The organism is Pseudomonas sp. WS 5532, from assembly GCF_012985445.1.
Lineage (GTDB): Bacteria > Pseudomonadota > Gammaproteobacteria > Pseudomonadales > Pseudomonadaceae > Aquipseudomonas > Aquipseudomonas edaphica.
The window spans coordinates 17,083-35,145 of sequence record NZ_JAAQWK010000016.1; the positions used below are offsets into that span (position 1 = coordinate 17,083).

Consider the following 18,063-nt stretch of genomic DNA (forward strand, 5'->3'; position numbering starts at 1 on the left):
CATTAGCTAGCTATCTATGTGTTCGCTGAATGAAGCTTTCCACGTTTCAACTGCCTGACTTCTGGCAAGCCACCCTGGCGCCCTCGCGGGACGATCTGCTGTTTGCGTTGCGCAACATGATCGCCGGCGGGGTCGCGTTGTATCTGGCCTTTTGCTTGGACTTGCAGCAGCCGCAATGGGCGCTGACCACGGTATTTATCGTCGGCCAGTCCACCAGCGGCATGGTCTTGGCCAAGGGTGCCTATCGGTTACTGGGCACGTTTGTGGGCGCGGCGGCTTCGGTGGTGATGATTGCTGTCTTCGGCCAAGCGCCTTTGTTGTTTCTACTGTGCATGGCGTTGTGGTTGGCGTTTTGCACCACAGGCGCGTCGTTGCTGCGCAATCACGCCTCTTATGGGTTTGTGCTGGCGGGCTACACCACGGCGATTATCGCGCTGCCTGCGACTGCGGCGCCGCTTGGGGTTTTCGATGAGGCGGTAGCCCGTTGCCAGGAAATCAGCCTGGGGATTCTCTGCGCGTCTATCGCCAGCACGATTTTATGGCCGCGCCGGGTTGAGCAGACGCTGGCGGTTCAAGGCCGTGCGGCCTGGCAGGCGGGCCTGCGCGCCGCGGCGTCGGAGCTGCTGGGCACCGATCAGCGCAAGGGGTTGCTCGAAGCACTGGGCCGTTTGGTTGCAGTTGATGCCCAGCGTGACCATGCCTGGTTCGAAGGCCCCAAGGGCCGGCGCAGATCCCAGGCGCTGCGGGTGCTGAGCCGGGACTTGCTGGGACTCTTGCGCGCGGCCCGCGGCGTGGCACGGCAGCGACTGATGCTGGAAGATGCGACCCGCGTGGCGCCTTGGGTGGACGAGGTGGCCGCGACGCTACAGCAAGAGCGGCCCGATGCGCTGCCTGCACTCTCGCAGCGCCTGAGGTTGGCGCTGGGTGATCCAGGTTTGAGCGCGGAGGCGCACTTTTGCCTGGTGCAATTGGCCGAGGTGCTGCGCTTGATCGATGTGGGCGCATTGACCCTGGCGGCCGTCGAAGCTGGCAGGGTGCCGCCCGGTGCGCCAGGCGCCCTGTCCTGGCATCGGGATATCGAGCAAGGCGTGCTCGGTGGGCTGCGCAGTGCCTTGGCGTTTCTGGCCGTTGCGGCATTCTGGATTTTTACCGACTGGCCGTCGGGCCTGGGTGCAGTGTCGATCAGCGGCGTGGTCTTGAGCCTGTTTGCCGCGCGGGAAAACCCTTCTGCGTCGGGCCTCAATTTTCTCAAGGGCATTGCGCTGTCGATCCCGATAGCCGGCTTTGTGCGCTTTGCCTTGTTGCCCGGGTTTGATGCTTTCGCGCTGTTATGCGTGGCGTTGGGCGTGCCGTTGTTTTTCGCCTCGCTGTGCATGAGCCGGGTAAAGCTGGCCGCCACAGCCTCGGCGTTTTGCATCTTTTTCGTCAACAACGTCGGGCCCAGCAACCTCATGAGCTACGACATCGCCGCCTTTCTCAACAAAGCTATCGCGACCCTGGTGGGCGTCGGCATTGCAGTGCTGGTGTTTCGCCTGATCCAGCTCAACCCTGGCGAGCGACACTACCGGCGTATGTTCAAGGCTTCGTTGGTCGATTTGGCGCAGTTGACTTCGCGCCCTCTGGAGCAAGCCGAGAGCTGGTTTGGCGGGCGCATGGCCGATCGCTTGATTCGCCTGTCACGCTACAGCCAAACCTTGCCCGCCGAGCGTCGTACCCATTGGGATAATGGCCTGCTCGGGTTGGACCTGGGTGATGAGTTGCTGGAGTTGCGTGCAAGCCTTGCGGGCAGCCAGGGCGCCTTGGCTGGCGAGCGTGATAATTATCTGCGGCAGTTGGCGGTGATACTCAGGCACGCGGGGCCAGGCTTGGCAACGGCGGGGATGCTGGATGGGCCAAGTGCTGCACTGCTTCAAGCACTTGAGCAGCCGTCGGGGTTGACGGAGCAGGATCGGGAGATGGCCAGGGCGGCGGTGCTGCAGTTGCGGTTTACCTGGCAGAAATGGTGTCAACGGGGCGTTGAGCAGTAGGAGCTGGCGAACCAGCTCCTGCAGGGAGGTTACTCGGCGATCTGCAACTTGCGCGACTCGGTATAGATGTAGCGCACCTTTTCATACTCAAACGGCGAGTTCATCTGACCGTAGCGGAAGCTGGTCTGGTAGCGCTTGTCGACGGCGCGCAAAGCCCAGATTTCCGGGTGGTTTTCGCTGACCTTGGAGACGTTGAGGAAGTTGATCTCGGTCTCGGCGCCGTAGTCGACGATCAGGCCGGTAGTGTCACGCAGGTTCGAGGGCCCGAAGATCGGCAGCACCAGGTAGGCGCCGCCAGGGACGCCGTAGAAGCCCAGGGTCTGGCCGAAGTCTTCGCTCTGGCGCGGCAGGCCCATGGCGGTGGCCGGGTCCCACAGGCCGGCGATGCCGATGGTGGTGTTGAGCAGCAGGCGCCCGGTGGTTTCCAGGGAGCGGTGGCCCTTGAGTTGCAACAGGCTGTTCACCAGGTTGGGCACATCGCCCAGGTTGTTGAAGAAGTTGCTCACACCGGTACGCAGGAAGCTGGGAGTGACGTAGGTGTAGCCGTTGACCACCGGCAGGAACACCCATTGGTCGAAGCGGTAGTTGAAGTGGTACACGCGGCGGTTCCACGACTCCAGCGGGTCATAGACGTTAAGTGCCGTCAGTGATGAACGCTCGAATTCACGCTGGTCCAGGCCCGGGTTGAACTTGAGTTTGGTCAGCGGTTCCTTGAAGCCGTCGGCGCCGACTTTGACCGGCTCGTGGGCCTTGCTGTTGTCGGCATTGGCCACGCCTGCGCACATCAAGGCGGCAAGCAGCAGAAGATATTTAGCCACGGAAGAACTCCAGCATGGCGTCGGCGTTGACGCGGTAATTGAGGTTGCCGCAGTGGCCGCCCAACGGGTAGACGGTCAAGCGATCGCCGAAGGTTTTACGCAGGAAACCCAGGTCGCCAGGGCCGAGGATCAAGTCGTCGGCGTTGTGCATCACGGCAATTTTCGGGCTGTCGTGCAGGTAGTCCTTGAGGGCATACAGGCTGACCTGATCGATCAGTTGCAGCAGGCTGCCGCCGTCGGAGCGCGCGCGCCACATCGGGATCACTTGTTCGGTGAGGTAGCAGTCGAAGTCGCATTGCAGCGCACGCTTGAGGAACGGCGTGAGGCTGGTGCCTTCGGTGATCGGGTATTTCGGCGGGATGATCAGGCCGCGACGGTTGATCAGGTCCGAGGTGAAGGCAATGTCGGCCGCCGAGAAGCGGAACGAGGTGCCGATCAGCATCGCCATCTGTTCGTTGGTCAAGTGCTGCTTGGACTGCTGGAAGTCGTAGAGCAGGGCATCGTTGAGGTCGATGTAGCCTTTTTGCTGGAAGTAACGGGTCAGCTTGCTCAGCACCAGCTCATAAAACGTGGTGGTGTTGTTGATGCCCTTGACCTCGGTCTGTACCAGCTTGTCGAGGTTGGTGATCGAGGTGTAGAGGTTGACCGGCGGGTTGAGCAGCAGCACTTTCTTGAAGTTGAAGCTGCGGCGGGTCTCGTCGAGCTTGCTCACAAATGCCGCGTCCAAAGCGCCCAGGCTGTAGCCGGAGAGGTAGTAGTCGGTCACCGGCAGCGTGGAGTTCTGCGCGCGCACCGCCTGCATCACGCGGTACATGTCTTCGGCGTCTTCCTGGGTAATGCCGGGAGTGGCGAAGCGCGAAGCCGCGGCGATGAAGTCGAAGCTGGTGGGCGAGGACAACTGGACCACGTGGTAGCCAGCTTTGTAATAGAGCTTTTTGAGGTATTCGTTGATGCTGCTGTCATACCGCGCACCGGTGCCGGAAATCAGGAAAATCAGCGGTGCGGCGTGGTCTTGCTTGGCGATGCGGTAGGTGAGTTTCTTCACCGCCCAGAAGTTGTCCGGCAGGCTGAACTGGCGCTCAGGGCGCATGGTCAGGCTGTAGTCGGACTGGTTGATCTCGTCGTCGCTCGGCAATTGCGGGCGCAGATTTGGCGGAGTGGTGGCGATAGTCGCTTCGAACGGGTTGGTCAAAGGGTAGCCATAGCTGGCTGGGTCGATATCGACGGCCAGTGCTGACGCACTCAAAAATAGGCTGCCCAGCAAGGCAGCGCAGCGCAAGGAACGGAGCATGACTTAATCCCTAAGAGGAAACGTGCTGAATGAAGTTCGCAGGCTATGACCACCGCGTTGCCACCGAAGTGCCAGCCCTCGGCACTAAAAGTCGGAAAAAACCACGGAATCGGGGTAATAGTAGCCAGAAGATACACGTTGCCATGCATTGATGAACACTAATTGTGTGTATGCGCCTTGCTAACGGCTGCCGGCGCATTAAGCTGAGCGCCGTTTTTGCCTATCGGAGTACCCCATGTCCCGTCGTTTGCCACTGATCCTGCTGCTTATTGCCCTGCCGTTATGGTTGGCCGCCAGTTATGGCGCCCGTTACGGGTTTATGGAAGATGGCCAGTGGGTGGGGGTCTGCGTTGACGAGGCCAGCCGCTGGGAATGCCAGTTGCGCTCGAACCTGGGGCTGATGATTCACTTCAAGGTATTGGGCTGGGCCGCATTGGTTACGTCGGTGCTGGCGTTTTTTGTGCCGGGGCGAGCGGGCTGGGGTTTGGCGGTGTTGGGGATGGTGTTCGGGTTGCCGGCACTGGCGTTGTATAACACCACGTTTGCGGTGTTTGCTGTGGTGATTGCGGGGTTGCGGTTGGTCAGGAAGCCTCGGGGCGTCTGATAGAGCCTCATCGCAGCGGTGCGACGATTCGACAAGCCAGTTCCCACATTAGATTGGGTGCATCCCATGGAATGCGGTCGAATGTGGGAGCTGGCTTGCCTGCGATAGCATTTTTAAGCTTTGCGCACCCGCAAGCAACGCCACAACGCTAAAACCATCAACCCGCTGACCAGCGCCCAACCCCACGCCTGCTGGTTCAGCAAGCCTTCGCGATACAGCTGCGGCGCAATGCCGGCGCCAATAATGAAGGCCAGCAGCGCAATCTCCCGACGCGGGCCGGTGACCGGGCGAACCAGGTAAACCAGTGCCGGCAATACCAGTGCCGCACTTGGGAAGCTGCGATAGCGCGGGTCAAACACCAACGCCAGCATCATCACTGCACCGGCGAACCCGGCAATTGCCACCAGCCAACCTGCGCGTTGCTCCAGCCAAGTGAAGGCGCGTTCCCGCCAAGCTTCCCGAGCGCTTAAAGCCAGCGCGGCATGGGCCAGTACCAACAGGTTCAACACCACCAGTAAGCCCGCCCACACCCATTCATCGTTGAAACGTGCTGTGACACGGGTCAGCTCGGCCCAGGTGCCAATGGAGCAGGCGGCCACTACGCCGAGTAATGGCAGCATGAATGCGGCACGCGCGCTGCGCACCCGACCGCCCAGTGCCAGAGTGCCCAGCAGAATCAGGCCGCCGATGCCCAGCCACAGCGGCCAATACGGCACGTTACTCACCGGCCCGGCAAGGATGCCCTTGTCCTGGCGGTCGGCGTCAAACAAGCCCCAGTAACCACCGACTGCACCTTCGCTGGCGCGTTTCCACGGCTGGTCAAACGCTTCGATCAGGTTGTAGCGCCAGCCATTGGCCTCGGCCATGGCCACAAAACCACGCATGAACTTGGCCTCGTTGACCCGGCTCGGCACCGCGGTTTCGCGCTGGCGGCCTTCGCTGGGCCAGCCGGTCTCGCCGATCAGCACATCTTTAGGGGCGAATTTGTTGCCAAAGGTCTGGCGCACATCCCCAACATGCTTGAGGGCCTGGTCGATGCCCGACGGGTCATCTTCCCAGTAGGGCAGCAGGTGAATGGTCAGGAAATCCACCGCCGGGGCGATTTCCGGGTGTTGCAGCCAGAACTCCCACACATCGGCATAAGTGACCGGCTGCTTGATCTGGCTTTTGACCTGATGGATCAGCGTCACCAACTGCTTGGCGGTGACTTCCTTGCGCAGCAGGGCCTCGTTACCGACGATCACCGAAGTGACCACATCGGGGTTGGCATTGGCAGCAGCAATCAGTTCTTTGATTTCTTTTTCGGTGGCCACCGGGTCACTGCTGACCCAAGCGCCGGCCATCACCTTCAAACCATGCTTGCGCGCCATGCCCGGTAGGGCTTCCAGGCCGGTCATGGAATAAGTGCGGATGCATTCAAAACGGGTGGCCAGCAGCGCCAGGTCGGCGTCCATGCGCTCAGGGCGCAGTTTGAACGGCTGGTCGAACGGCGACTGGTCCTTGTCGAACGGCGTGTAGGACGCGCATTGCATCTTGTGGCTGGCACTGGCCACATCCGGCAACACCACCGGTCGGCCAAGGCCGTACCAATAGCCGACGAGGGCAAGCACGCCGAGGATCAAGGCGCAGAAATAGGGCAGGGCAGGAAAGCGGGCAGTCGCGGGCATGGTCAGCTTATCTGGGGGAGCAAAGGCGCGCATCTTACCCGGATTTAGCCCGTCCCAGTGGGGCTGCATAATTTAGACATGCAAAGTTCGGGCGGGAAATTGACGCCAAGTCCTAAGAACTGTCCTGCTGGCGATGTGATGTCGTTTCTTGCTTACCCGAGGTCGCTGACAGAGCAGGTCCAAGGCCCCGGCAGGTTGATGATCGAAGTGTCAGCACTCCACTGGCGGCGCACCACCGTGATCGACGCGCGTGAAGGGGGCGCGATGCACCCTATAACAACAGGTTGACGTCGCTCGGCATCCGCCGAGCGCAGCACTTTCGGGGAAGTATTATGAAGATGCGACGACTCTTGGGCGCAGCTGCCACTCTGGTAGTTGCGATGGGCTCCACACTGGCCAGCGCCGACAGCAAAACCCTGAGCATCGGCTATGTAGATGGTTGGTCCGACAGCGTTGCCACGACCCATGTGGCAGCCGAGGTGATCAGGGAAAAACTCGGTTACGACGTGAAACTGCAAGCGGTCGCCACCGGGATCATGTGGCAGGGCGTAGCTACCGGCAAACTCGACGCCATGCTCTCCGCCTGGCTGCCCGTGACTCACGGTGAATACTGGACCAAGAACAAGGACAAGGTGGTCGACTACGGCCCCAACTTCAAGGATGCCAAAATTGGCCTGATCGTGCCGGAGTACGTTAAAGCCAAGTCCATCGAAGACCTCAAGACCGACACCACCTTCAAGAACAAGATCGTCGGCATCGACGCCGGTTCAGGCGTGATGCTCAAGACCGACGAAGCCATCAAGGCCTATGGCCTGGACTACAAACTGCAAGCCAGTTCGGGCGCTGCGATGATCGCCGAGCTGACCCGTGCCGAAGACAAGCAGGAATCCATTGCGGTGACCGGCTGGGTGCCACACTGGATGTTCGCCAAGTGGAAACTGCGCTTTCTGGACGACCCAAAAGGGATTTATGGTGCTGCTGAGACCGTCAACAGCATCGGCAGCAAGGGCCTGGAGAAGAAAGCGCCGGAAGTCGCCGCTTTCCTGAAGAAATTCCAGTGGGCCTCCAAGGACGAAATCGGCGAAGTGATGCTGGCAATTCAAGAGGGCGCCAAGCCTGATGCCGCGGCCAAGGATTGGGTCGCCAAGCACCCTGAACGTGTCGCCGAGTGGACCGCAAAATAAAGCACTAACCCTTGTGGGAGCGGGCTTGCCCGCGATGGCAGCGTATAAGTCACAGATGTTTTGACTGATACACCGCCATCGCGGGCAAGCCCGCTCCCACATTAGCCTCGCACGCCCGTAAACCCTCGCTACACTCCCTCTACTACTAAGGTCGTCTGGAACCTGTTCCGCAGCCGCATACAGTGGATATGTTCCAAAATAATAAAAAGCTGTGCTGCGAGGATAAAAACAATGAACGACAGCATTTACCTCTCGATTCAAAACAGCCCGCGTTTCAAGGAGCTGGTCAGAAAAAGGGAAAGGTTCGCCTGGATTCTCTCGGCGATCATGCTAGGGCTTTACTCCGCTTTCATCCTGTTGATTGCCTACGGGCCACAAATACTGGGGGCCAAACTCAGCCCCGGCTCATCCATCACCTGGGGCATCCCCATCGGGGTCGGCCTGATTGTCTCGGCCTTTGTCCTCACCGGCATCTATGTACGACGCGCCAACGGCGAATTCGACGACCTGAACAATGCGATTCTCAAGGAGGCTGCGCAATGATCCGTCGTCTATTGGCTGTACTTGGCGCTTCGGTCTTTGCGCCCGCCGTTTGGGCGGCGGATGCATTGACCGGTGAAGTGCACAAACAACCGCTGAACGTTGCAGCGATCCTGATGTTCGTGGTCTTCGTCGGCGCGACGTTGTGCATCACCTACTGGGCGTCCAAACGCAACAAGTCGGCGGCCGACTACTATGCGGCCGGCGGCAAGATCACCGGTTTCCAGAACGGCCTGGCGATTGCCGGCGACTACATGTCGGCGGCGTCCTTCCTGGGGATTTCCGCGCTGGTGTTCACCTCCGGCTACGATGGCCTGATCTACTCGATCGGCTTCCTGGTGGGCTGGCCGATTATTCTGTTCCTGATCGCCGAGCGCCTGCGTAACCTGGGCAAGTACACCTTTGCCGACGTGGCGTCCTATCGCCTGGGGCAAACCCAGATCCGCAGTCTGTCGGCCTGTGGCTCGCTGGTGGTGGTGGCGTTCTACCTGATCGCGCAAATGGTAGGGGCGGGCAAGCTGATTCAGCTGCTGTTCGGTCTGGACTACCACGTAGCGGTGATCCTGGTGGGTATCCTGATGTGCATGTATGTGCTGTTTGGCGGCATGCTGGCAACCACTTGGGTGCAAATCATCAAGGCGGTGCTGTTGCTGTCCGGTGCTTCGTTCATGGCGTTGATGGTGATGAAGCACGTCAACTTCGACTTCAACATGCTGTTTTCCGAGGCGATCAAGGTTCACCCTAAAGGTGAGGCGATCATGAGTCCCGGCGGCTTGGTAAAAGATCCGATTTCGGCATTCTCGCTGGGCCTGGCGCTGATGTTCGGTACGGCCGGCCTGCCGCACATCCTGATGCGCTTCTTCACCGTCAGTGACGCCAAGGAAGCGCGTAAGAGCGTGCTGTATGCCACCGGTTTCATCGGCTACTTCTATATCCTGACGTTTATCATCGGCTTTGGCGCGATCCTGCTGGTGAGCACCAACCCGGCGTTCAAGGATGCTGCAGGTGCCTTGCTCGGCGGTAACAACATGGCGGCGGTGCACCTGGCCAACGCGGTGGGTGGCAGCATTTTCCTCGGCTTCATCTCGGCCGTGGCGTTTGCCACCATCCTGGCAGTGGTTGCCGGTTTGACCCTGGCCGGTGCTTCGGCGGTGTCCCATGACCTGTACGCCAGTGTGATCAAGAAGGGCAAGGCCAACGAGAAAGATGAGATTCGCGTGTCGAAGATCACCACCGTGGCGTTGGGCGTGTTGGCGATCGGCCTGGGTATCCTGTTCGAAAGCCAGAACATCGCGTTCATGGTCGGCTTGGCGTTCTCGATTGCTGCCAGCTGTAACTTCCCGGTGCTGCTGCTTTCCATGTACTGGAAAAACCTCACCACCCGTGGCGCCATGATTGGCGGCTGGCTGGGCTTGATCAGTGCCGTCGGCCTGATGATCCTTGGCCCGACCATCTGGGTGTCGATCCTGCACCATGAAAAAGCGATCTTCCCTTACGAATACCCAGCGCTGTTCTCGATGATCATTGCGTTCGTCGGCATCTGGTTCTTCTCCATCACCGACAAGTCGGCGGCGGCAGAGAAAGAGCGTGCGCTGTACTTCCCGCAGTTTGTGCGTTCGCAGACTGGCCTGGGGGCGAGTGGGGCGGTAAACCACTAAGATTTGTAACGGCTACAAAAAAAATGCCCCGGTCGTGAGATCGGGGCATTTTTTTGCTTTTATTGGTAACGGATTTCACAAAACAGTTTCTCAACGCTTGCATCAATAAAGTGCCTCTACGCCGATCGTTCCCATGCTCTGCGTGGGAATACAGCCATGGACGCTCTGCGTCCCGGTTGGCGCTGGCCTCCGGTCTTGCGCTCAATTCCTGCACAAATAAAAACGGCCTCCTTGTGAAAGGAGGCCGTTTTTAAGACCAAATAGTTAGATGCTTACTTGCGATCTTCCAGTTTGGTGATATCACGCGACTCGTAGCCGGTGTACAGCTGGCGCGGACGGCCAATCTTGTACGGGCTGGAGAGCATTTCTTTCCAGTGCGAGATCCAGCCGACAGTGCGTGCCAAGGCGAAGATCACGGTGAACATGCTGGTTGGAATGCCGATCGCCTTGAGGATGATCCCCGAGTAGAAGTCGACGTTCGGGTACAGCGAGCGTTCGATGAAGTAAGGGTCGGTCAGGGCGATCTCTTCCAGGCGCATGGCCAGTTCGAGTTGCGGATCGTTCTTGATGCCCAGCTCCTTCAACACTTCGTCGCAGGTCTGTTTCATCACGGTGGCACGCGGGTCACGGTTCTTGTAGACGCGGTGACCGAAGCCCATCAGTTTGAACGGATCTTCCTTGTCCTTGGCCTTGGCGATGAACTTGTCGATGTTGGACACATCGCCGATTTCATCGAGCATGGTCAGCACGGCTTCGTTCGCACCGCCGTGGGCAGGGCCCCACAATGCGGCAATGCCGGCGGCGATACAGGCGAACGGGTTGGCACCCGAAGAACCCGCCAGACGTACGGTGGAGGTGGAGGCGTTTTGCTCGTGGTCGGCGTGGAGGATGAAAATCTTGTCCATCGCCTTGGCCAGCACCGGGCTGATCGGTTTGATCTCGCACGGGGTGTTGAACATCATGTGCAGGAAGTTTTCCGCGTACGTCAGGTCGTTGCGCGGGTACATCATGGGTTGACCCATGGAGTACTTGTAAACCATTGCGGCCAGGGTTGGCATCTTGGCAACCAGGCGGATCGCGGAAATTTCGCGATGCTGCGGGTTATTGATGTCCAGGGAGTCGTGATAGAAGGCCGACAGGGCGCCGACTACACCGCACATGACGGCCATCGGGTGGGCGTCGCGACGGAAGCCGTTGAAGAAGGTCTTCAACTGCTCGTGAACCATGGTGTGGTTCTTCACGGTGCTGACGAACTGGGCTTTCTGCTCAGCTGTTGGCAATTCTTCATGCAGCAGCAGGTAGCAGGTTTCCAGGTAGTCCGATTTCTCGGCCAACTGTTCAATCGGGTAGCCGCGGTGCAGCAAAATACCATTGTCACCATCGATGTAGGTGATCTTCGACTCGCAAGAGGCGGTCGACATGAAGCCTGGGTCGAATGTGAAACGGCCCGTGGCCGTCAGGCCCCGTACGTCGATAACATCGGGACCAACGGTGCCGGTTAAAATGGGCAGCTCGACGGGGGCTGCGCCCTCGATGATCAACTGCGCTTTTTTGTCAGCCATGTGGCCTCCTATTTATGCTTCAAATCATCAGACAGACCCCCCACGCAGGGCCCGCACCACTATATTGATATAAATCCAGATGTCAATTTGCCTAAAGTCTTGCTCCAGAAGGCTTTAACCATACTTTTTCGTCGAAATTGACTGCCATTTACGCCTTTTATACCGCCAGCGCAATCCGCTATTAGGGTGAGGAGTGCGCGTTGTCATTAGTAACCTAACTGTCTATACTCGGCCACCGACCGCCAAGGGCTTTTGGGCTTGCTTTCATTGGGGGTCGCACTCCCTGGGTGGTGCTTACCTGACCAGTGCACTCCCCAACAACTTTGCCCTGATTGTTAGGGGCTCTTCAGTGTGAAAAAAAGCCGTGAATAGCCAACGACCTGTAAACCTAGACCTAAGGACCATCAAACTCCCCATCACCGGCGTTACGTCGTTCCTGCACCGTGTTTCCGGCATCATCCTGTTCCTGGGCTTGGGCATCATGCTTTATGCATTGAGCAAATCCCTGGGTTCCGAGGAAGGATACGCCGAGGTGAAGGCATGCTTGACCAGCCCGCTGGCCAAGTTCGTAGCATGGGGCCTCCTGTCCGCTCTGCTGTATCACCTGGTAGCCGGTGTGCGCCACTTGATCATGGATGCGGGTATCGGTGAGACGCTGGAAGGCGGCCGCCTGGGCTCGAAAATCATCATCGCCATTTCCGTGGTGCTGATCGTTCTGGCAGGAGTTTGGATATGGTAACCAGCGTTACGAACCTTTCGCGTTCGGGCCTCTATGACTGGATGGCACAGCGTGTGTCTGCGGTCGTTCTCGCGGCTTATTTCATTTTCCTGATCGGATACCTCGTCGCAAACCCGGGCATCGGCTATGAGCAATGGCATGGCCTGTTTTCCCACAATGCGATGCGAATCTTCAGTCTGCTGGCCCTTGTAGCCCTGGGCGCTCACGCCTGGGTCGGCATGTGGACCATCGCGACCGACTACCTGACGCCGATGGCGCTGGGCAAGTCCGCGACTGCAGTACGTTTTCTCTTCCAGGCAGTCTGCGGCGTTGCGATGTTCGCGTACTTCGTCTGGGGTGTGCAGATTCTTTGGGGTATCTGATTCATGGCTAACATTCCAACTATTTCCTTCGACGCCATCATTATTGGTGGCGGCGGTGCCGGCATGCGCGCAGCGCTGCAGCTGGCTCAGGGCGGTCACAAGACTGCCGTGATCACCAAGGTGTTCCCGACCCGTTCCCACACTGTGTCGGCCCAGGGTGGCATCACCTGCGCCATCGCCTCCGCCGACCCGAACGATGACTGGCGCTGGCACATGTACGATACCGTCAAGGGTTCCGACTACATCGGTGACCAGGACGCTATCGAGTACATGTGTCAGGAAGGCCCGGCCGCCGTGTTCGAGCTGGACCACATGGGTCTGCCGTTCTCGCGTACCGAGCAAGGTCGTATCTACCAGCGTCCATTCGGCGGCCAGTCGAAGGATTACGGTAAAGGCGGGCAGGCTGCCCGTACGTGCGCCGCTTCCGACCGTACCGGTCACGCGCTGTTGCACACCCTTTATCAGGGCAACCTGAAAGCCGGTACCACGTTCCTGAACGAGTACTACGCCGTTGACCTGGTGAAGAACGCCGACGGCGCCTTCGTCGGTGTGATCGCCATCTGCATCGAAACCGGTGAAACCACCTACATCCGTGCCAAGGCTACTGTGCTGGCAACCGGCGGTGCAGGTCGTATCTACGCGTCGACCACCAATGCCCTGATCAACACCGGTGACGGCGTCGGCATGGCCCTGCGTGCTGGCGTGCCGGTACAAGACATTGAAATGTGGCAGTTCCACCCGACCGGCATCGCCGGCGCCGGTGTACTGGTTACAGAAGGTTGCCGTGGTGAAGGTGGTTACCTGATCAACAAGCACGGCGAGCGTTTCATGGAGCGTTATGCTCCGAACGCCAAAGACCTTGCGGGTCGTGACGTTGTGGCCCGTTCGATGGTTAAGGAAATCATCGCCGGTAACGGCTGTGGTCCGAACGGCGACCACGTACTGCTGAAACTCGATCACCTCGGTGAAGAAGTCCTGCACAGCCGCCTGCCAGGTATCTGCGAATTGTCCAAGACTTTTGCGCACGTTGACCCGGTAGTTGCTCCGGTTCCGGTTGTTCCGACTTGCCACTATATGATGGGCGGCGTGCCGACCAACATTCATGGCCAGGCGATCACCCAGAACGCCGAAGGCGTGGACGAGATCATCCACGGTCTGTTCGCCGTAGGCGAAGTGGCTTGCGTATCGGTACACGGTGCCAACCGTCTGGGCGGCAACTCGCTGCTCGACCTGGTGGTATTCGGTCGTGCTGCCGGCCTGCACCTGGAAAAAGCCCTGACCGACGGCATCGAATACGATGACGCCACCGACGCCAACATCGAGGCCGCCCTGGCGCGCCTGAACGCTCTGAACGAGCGTACCGATGGCGAAGACGTGGCTACCCTGCGTCGCGAGCTGCAAAGCTGCATGCAGAACTACTTCGGTGTATTCCGTACCGGCGAATACATGCAGAAGGGTATTGCCCAGCTGGCCGACCTGCGCACGCGCATCGCCAACGTCAAGATCAACGATAAGAGCCAGGCGTTCAACACGGCTCGTATCGAAGCCCTTGAGCTGCAAAACCTGCTGGAAGTGGCCGAAGCCACTGCGATCGCCGCCGAGGTTCGTAAAGAATCCCGTGGTGCCCACGCCCGTGAAGACTTTGAAGATCGCGACGACGAAAACTGGTTGTGCCACACCCTGTACTTCCCGGGTGACAAGCGCGTGACCAAGCGTGCCGTGAACTTCTCGCCGAAGACGGTGCCGACGTTTGAACCGAAGATTCGGACTTACTAAGGGTGGCTGCCATGTTGAAAGTCAGTGTTTACCGCTACAACCCTGATCAGGACGCCGCGCCGTTCATGCAGGAATTTCAGGTCGATACCGGTGGTAAAGACCTGATGGTGCTGGATGTACTGGCACTGATCAAAGAGCAGGACGAAGGTTTCTCCTATCGTCGCTCTTGCCGTGAGGGCGTTTGTGGCTCCGACGGCATGAACATCAACGGCAAAAACGGCCTGGCGTGCATCACGCCGCTGTCGGCTGTTGTTAAAGGTAACAAGCTGATCGTTCGTCCTCTGCCAGGTTTGCCGGTTATCCGTGACCTGGTGGTCGATATGAGCATCTTCTACAAGCAATACGAGAAAGTTAAGCCGTTCCTGCAGAACGACACGCCGGCTCCGGCCATCGAACGTCTGCAGTCCCCTGAAGAGCGTGAAAAGCTCGACGGTCTGTACGAGTGCATCCTGTGCGCTTGCTGCTCGACCTCGTGCCCGTCCTTCTGGTGGAACCCGGACAAGTTCCTGGGTCCAGCTGCCCTGCTGCAAGCGTACCGCTTCCTGGCAGACAGCCGTGACACCAAGACGTCCGAGCGTCTGGCTTCACTGGATGACCCGTTCAGCGTATTCCGCTGCCGCGGGATCATGAACTGCGTCAACGTATGTCCCAAAGGCCTGAACCCGACTAAGGCCATTGGTCACATCCGTAACATGCTGCTGCAAAGCGGCGTGTAAGCGACGTTGTAGCAAAGCAGGACCGTTGTGCCCGTAAATGCTACGGCGCAGGCTTCAACCGGCGCCGTAGTTTTAACTTGAGCAGCGACTTACAAAGCCGCAGCTCTTATTTTGAAGAAATGAGACAAGCAGGGGCATTCGGGTTGGTACCCGAACTATCAGCGTGATCCTAAGTGGCTTGTTTTGGTCGCTGCACTTGGCCTTTTGCAAGCAAACTCGGTGTTTTCGCCGGTGGTGTCCCCAAATCGAGGGTGACCAAGCATGCAAGAAAGCGTGATGCAGCGCATGTGGAACAGCGGCTATCTTTCAGGTGGTAACGCTGCCTATGTGGAAGAGCTTTATGAGCTCTACCTGCACGACCCTAACGCTGTGCCAGAAGAATGGCGCACCAAATTTCAGACGTTGTCTTCAGACGGCAACGCTGCCACCGATGTATCGCACGCAACAATTCGCGATCAATTTGTGCTGCTGGCAAAGAACCAGCGCCGCGCCCAACCGGTTTCCGCCGGTAGCGTGAGCAGCGAGCATGAGAAGAAGCAAGTTGAAGTATTGCGACTGATCCAGGCTTACCGGATGCGTGGCCACCAGGCGGCCCAGCTTGACCCGCTGGGGCTCTGGAAGCGTCCTGCACCTGCTGACCTGTCGATCAATCATTACGGCTTGACCAATGCCGATCTTGATACGACCTTCCGTGCCGGCGACCTGTTCATCGGCAAAGAGGAAGCGAGCCTACGCGAAATTCACGAAGCGTTGCAGCAGACATATTGCCGCACCATCGGCGCTGAGTTTACGCACATCACCGATTCCGAGCAGCGCCACTGGTTCCAGCATCGCCTGGAAGGTGTGCGTGGCCGTCCGGTTTTGTCCGCCGACGTGCGCAGCCACTTGCTGGAGCGCGTGACCGCGGCCGAAGGCCTCGAGAAATACCTGGGTACCAAATACCCGGGCACCAAGCGTTTCGGCCTGGAAGGCGGCGAAAGCCTGATTCCAATGCTCGACGAGCTGATCCAGCGTTCCGGTTCCTACGGCACCAAGGAAATCGTGATCGGCATGGCTCACCGTGGTCGCCTGAACGTGTTGGTCAACACCTTCGGCAAGAACCCGCGTGAACTGTTCGATGAGTTCGAAGGCAAGAAGAAGGTCGAGCTGGGTTCCGGTGACGTCAAGTATCACCAGGGCTTCTCGTCCAACGTAATGACTACCGGCGGTGAAGTTCACCTGGCCATGGCCTTCAACCCGTCCCACCTGGAAATCGTTTCTCCGGTGGTCGAGGGTTCGGTGCGTGCTCGCCAGGATCGTCGTAACGATTCCACCGGTGAGAAGGTCCTGCCGATTTCCATCCACGGTGACGCGGCGTTCGCCGGTCAAGGCGTGGTCCTGGAAACGTTCCAGATGTCGCAGACTCGCGGCTTCAAGACCGGCGGTACGGTTCACATCGTCATCAACAACCAAGTCGGTTTCACCATCAGCAACCCGCTGGACGCGCGCTCTACCGAGTACGCGACCGACGTTGCCAAGATGATCCAGGCGCCGATCCTCCATGTGAATGGTGATGATCCGGAAGCCGTGTTGTTCGTGACCCAGCTCGCCATCGACTACCGCATGCAGTTCAAGCGTGACGTGGTCATCGACCTGGTTTGCTACCGCCGTCGCGGTCACAACGAAGCGGATGAGCCGAGCGGCACCCAGCCGTTGATGTACCAGCAGATCACCAAGCAGCGCACCACCCGTGAACTGTACGCCGACAGCCTGATTACGGCCGGCGTGGTTGACGATGCGCGTGTTCAGGCGAAAGTCGACGAATACCGCAACGCGCTGGACAACGGCCTGCATGTAGTGAAAAGCCTGGTTAAAGAACCGAACAAAGAGCTGTTCGTGGACTGGCGCCCGTACCTGGGCCACGCCTGGACGGCGCGTCACGACACCTCGTTCGACCTCAAGACCCTGCAGGAACTGTCCGCCAAGCTGCTGGAAATTCCAGATGGCTTCGTGGTGCAGCGCCAGGTTGCGAAGATCTACGAAGACCGTCAGAAGATGCAAGCCGGCGGCCTGCCGATCAACTGGGGTTACGCCGAAACCATGGCGTACGCGACCCTGGCGTTCGAAGGTCACCCGATCCGCATGACCGGCCAGGACATCGGCCGTGGTACGTTCTCGCACCGTCACGCGGTACTGCACAACCAGAAAGACGCGACCACCTACGTACCGCTGCAACACCTGTACGAAGGCCAGCCACGTTTCGACCTGTACGACTCGTTCCTGTCCGAAGAGGCCGTACTGGCGTTCGAATACGGCTACTCCACCACCACGCCAAATGCGCTGGTGATCTGGGAAGCCCAGTTCGGCGACTTCGCCAACGGTGCCCAGGTGGTTATCGACCAGTTCATCACCAGCGGTGAGCACAAGTGGGGCCGTCTGTGCGGTCTGACCATGTTGCTGCCACACGGTTATGAAGGTCAGGGTCCGGAGCACTCCTCGGCCCGTCTGGAGCGTTACCTGCAGCTGTGCGCCGAGCACAACATCCAGGTGTGCGTGCCGACTACCCCGGCCCAGATCTACCACTTGCTGCGTCGTCAGGTGATCCGCCCGCTGCGCAAGCCGCTGGTAGTGCTGACCCCGAAATCGCTGTTGCGTCACAAATTGGCCATCTCGACCCTGGAAGATCTGGCCGACGGTTCGTTCCAGACCGTGATTCCAGAAATCGACACCCTGGACGCTGCCAAGGTCACTCGCCTGGTCCTGTGCAGCGGCAAGGTTTACTACGACTTGCTGGAAAAACGCCGTGCCGAAGGCCGCGAAGACATCGCCATCGTGCGTATCGAGCAGCTTTACCCGTTCCCGGAAGACGACCTGATGGAGGCCATCGCGCCTTACACCAACCTCACCCACGCGGTGTGGTGCCAGGAAGAACCGATGAACCAGGGCGCGTGGTACAGCAGCCAGCATCATTTGCGTCGCAGTATCGGTAACCACAAAACAGGCCTGGGCCTGGAGTACGCCGGTCGTGATGCTTCTGCTGCACCTGCGTGTGGTTATGCGTCGATGCACGCCGAGCAGCAGGAAAAACTGCTGCAAGATGCTTTCACTGTTTAACGCCTTCGCGCTGACTGAAACCGAAT

At 59.1% G+C, this 18,063-nt stretch carries 14 protein-coding genes; 10 read left to right on the forward strand and 4 right to left on the reverse strand.

The genetic code is table 11. The annotated features are described in order from the left end of the window. The first annotated feature begins 29 nt into the window (after nt 1-29). A complete protein-coding gene (locus tag HBO23_RS23755) occupies nt 30-2,027 on the forward strand; it encodes an FUSC family protein (RefSeq protein ID WP_170039954.1) in 1,998 nt (665 codons plus the stop codon). A gap of 29 nt (nt 2,028-2,056) precedes the next feature. On the opposite strand, the gene HBO23_RS23760 is transcribed toward HBO23_RS23755, so the two are convergent. Together HBO23_RS23760 and HBO23_RS23765 are read right to left on the reverse strand one after the other, a co-directional pair. Next, nucleotides 2,057-2,845: a VacJ family lipoprotein gene (locus HBO23_RS23760; RefSeq protein ID WP_017136246.1), complete on the reverse strand. Its 789-nt coding sequence runs from the start codon at nt 2,843-2,845 to the stop codon at nt 2,057-2,059. Next, entirely contained in the window at nt 2,838-4,136 is a 1,299-nt protein-coding gene (locus tag HBO23_RS23765) for a serine protein kinase PrkA (RefSeq protein WP_017136247.1), read from the reverse strand. Before HBO23_RS23765 ends, HBO23_RS23760 begins: the two co-directional genes overlap by 8 nt. Nucleotides 4,137-4,371: 235 nt before the next feature. Here HBO23_RS23765 and HBO23_RS23770 point away from each other — a divergent pair, with 235 nt between their 5' ends. Next, entirely contained in the window at nt 4,372-4,740 is a 369-nt protein-coding gene (locus HBO23_RS23770; RefSeq protein WP_099549028.1) for a hypothetical protein, read from the forward strand. A gap of 113 nt (nt 4,741-4,853) precedes the next feature. Here HBO23_RS23770 and HBO23_RS23775 read toward each other — a convergent pair whose 3' ends face one another. Then, the gene (locus tag HBO23_RS23775; RefSeq protein WP_170039958.1) at nt 4,854-6,407 is read right to left on the reverse strand and encodes a glycosyl hydrolase family 17 protein; all 1,554 of its coding nucleotides are present in this window, start codon (nt 6,405-6,407) and stop codon (nt 4,854-4,856) included. 332 nt (nt 6,408-6,739) lie between these two features. Between HBO23_RS23775 and HBO23_RS23780 the strand changes: the two genes are divergently transcribed. The 3 genes from HBO23_RS23780 to HBO23_RS23790 all read left to right on the forward strand — a co-directional run bounded on the left by HBO23_RS23780 (nt 6,740) and on the right by HBO23_RS23790 (nt 9,789). Further along, on the forward strand, nt 6,740-7,591 hold the full coding sequence (locus tag HBO23_RS23780) for a glycine betaine ABC transporter substrate-binding protein (protein WP_017136250.1): 852 nt from the start codon (nt 6,740-6,742) through the stop codon (nt 7,589-7,591). 231 nt (nt 7,592-7,822) lie between these two features. Beyond that, on the forward strand, nt 7,823-8,134 hold the full coding sequence (locus HBO23_RS23785; RefSeq protein WP_017134441.1) for a DUF485 domain-containing protein: 312 nt from the start codon (nt 7,823-7,825) through the stop codon (nt 8,132-8,134). Further along, nucleotides 8,131-9,789, forward strand: coding sequence for a cation acetate symporter (locus tag HBO23_RS23790; RefSeq protein WP_017134442.1), 1,659 nt, complete (start codon nt 8,131-8,133; stop codon nt 9,787-9,789). Before HBO23_RS23785 ends, HBO23_RS23790 begins: the two co-directional genes overlap by 4 nt. A 272-nt stretch (nt 9,790-10,061) precedes the next feature. On the opposite strand, the gene gltA is transcribed toward HBO23_RS23790, so the two are convergent. Then, on the reverse strand, nt 10,062-11,351 hold the full coding sequence (gene gltA, locus HBO23_RS23795; protein WP_170039970.1) for a citrate synthase: 1,290 nt from the start codon (nt 11,349-11,351) through the stop codon (nt 10,062-10,064). Between the two features lie 364 nt (nt 11,352-11,715). On the opposite strand from gltA, the gene sdhC reads away from it, so the two are divergent. The 5 genes from sdhC (at nt 11,716) to HBO23_RS23820 (ending at nt 18,037) form a co-directional block, all read left to right on the forward strand. Next, nucleotides 11,716-12,090, forward strand: coding sequence for a succinate dehydrogenase, cytochrome b556 subunit (sdhC, locus tag HBO23_RS23800; protein ID WP_016979564.1), 375 nt, complete (start codon nt 11,716-11,718; stop codon nt 12,088-12,090). Beyond that, entirely contained in the window at nt 12,084-12,452 is a 369-nt protein-coding gene (gene sdhD, locus HBO23_RS23805) for a succinate dehydrogenase, hydrophobic membrane anchor protein (protein WP_003172805.1), read from the forward strand. Before sdhC ends, sdhD begins: the two co-directional genes overlap by 7 nt. Nucleotides 12,453-12,455: 3 nt before the next feature. After that, a complete protein-coding gene (sdhA, locus tag HBO23_RS23810) occupies nt 12,456-14,228 on the forward strand; it encodes a succinate dehydrogenase flavoprotein subunit (RefSeq protein ID WP_017134444.1) in 1,773 nt (590 codons plus the stop codon). A gap of 11 nt (nt 14,229-14,239) precedes the next feature. Beyond that, nucleotides 14,240-14,944, forward strand: coding sequence for a succinate dehydrogenase iron-sulfur subunit (locus tag HBO23_RS23815; RefSeq protein ID WP_003172807.1), 705 nt, complete (start codon nt 14,240-14,242; stop codon nt 14,942-14,944). Between the two features lie 261 nt (nt 14,945-15,205). Further along, the gene (locus HBO23_RS23820; protein WP_017134445.1) at nt 15,206-18,037 is read left to right on the forward strand and encodes a 2-oxoglutarate dehydrogenase E1 component; all 2,832 of its coding nucleotides are present in this window, start codon (nt 15,206-15,208) and stop codon (nt 18,035-18,037) included. Nucleotides 18,038-18,063: the final 26 nt, after the last annotated feature.

What these genes read in the sequence shown, in the direction of transcription:
- sdhD (WP_003172805.1), top strand. Translation starts at nt 12,084, where the DNA reads ATGGTAACCAGCGTTACGAACCTTTCGCGTTCGGGCCTCTATGACTGG.
- HBO23_RS23785 (WP_017134441.1), top strand. Translation starts at nt 7,823, where the DNA reads ATGAACGACAGCATTTACCTCTCGATTCAAAACAGCCCGCGTTTCAAG.
- HBO23_RS23820 (WP_017134445.1), top strand. Translation starts at nt 15,206, where the DNA reads ATGCAAGAAAGCGTGATGCAGCGCATGTGGAACAGCGGCTATCTTTCA.
- HBO23_RS23765 (WP_017136247.1), bottom strand. Translation starts at nt 4,136, where the DNA reads ATGCTCCGTTCCTTGCGCTGCGCTGCCTTGCTGGGCAGCCTATTTTTG.
- HBO23_RS23775 (WP_170039958.1), bottom strand. Translation starts at nt 6,407, where the DNA reads ATGCCCGCGACTGCCCGCTTTCCTGCCCTGCCCTATTTCTGCGCCTTG.
- HBO23_RS23780 (WP_017136250.1), top strand. Translation starts at nt 6,740, where the DNA reads ATGAAGATGCGACGACTCTTGGGCGCAGCTGCCACTCTGGTAGTTGCG.
- gltA (WP_170039970.1), bottom strand. Translation starts at nt 11,351, where the DNA reads ATGGCTGACAAAAAAGCGCAGTTGATCATCGAGGGCGCAGCCCCCGTC.
- sdhA (WP_017134444.1), top strand. Translation starts at nt 12,456, where the DNA reads ATGGCTAACATTCCAACTATTTCCTTCGACGCCATCATTATTGGTGGC.
- HBO23_RS23790 (WP_017134442.1), top strand. Translation starts at nt 8,131, where the DNA reads ATGATCCGTCGTCTATTGGCTGTACTTGGCGCTTCGGTCTTTGCGCCC.
- HBO23_RS23755 (WP_170039954.1), top strand. Translation starts at nt 30, where the DNA reads ATGAAGCTTTCCACGTTTCAACTGCCTGACTTCTGGCAAGCCACCCTG.
- HBO23_RS23770 (WP_099549028.1), top strand. Translation starts at nt 4,372, where the DNA reads ATGTCCCGTCGTTTGCCACTGATCCTGCTGCTTATTGCCCTGCCGTTA.
- HBO23_RS23815 (WP_003172807.1), top strand. Translation starts at nt 14,240, where the DNA reads ATGTTGAAAGTCAGTGTTTACCGCTACAACCCTGATCAGGACGCCGCG.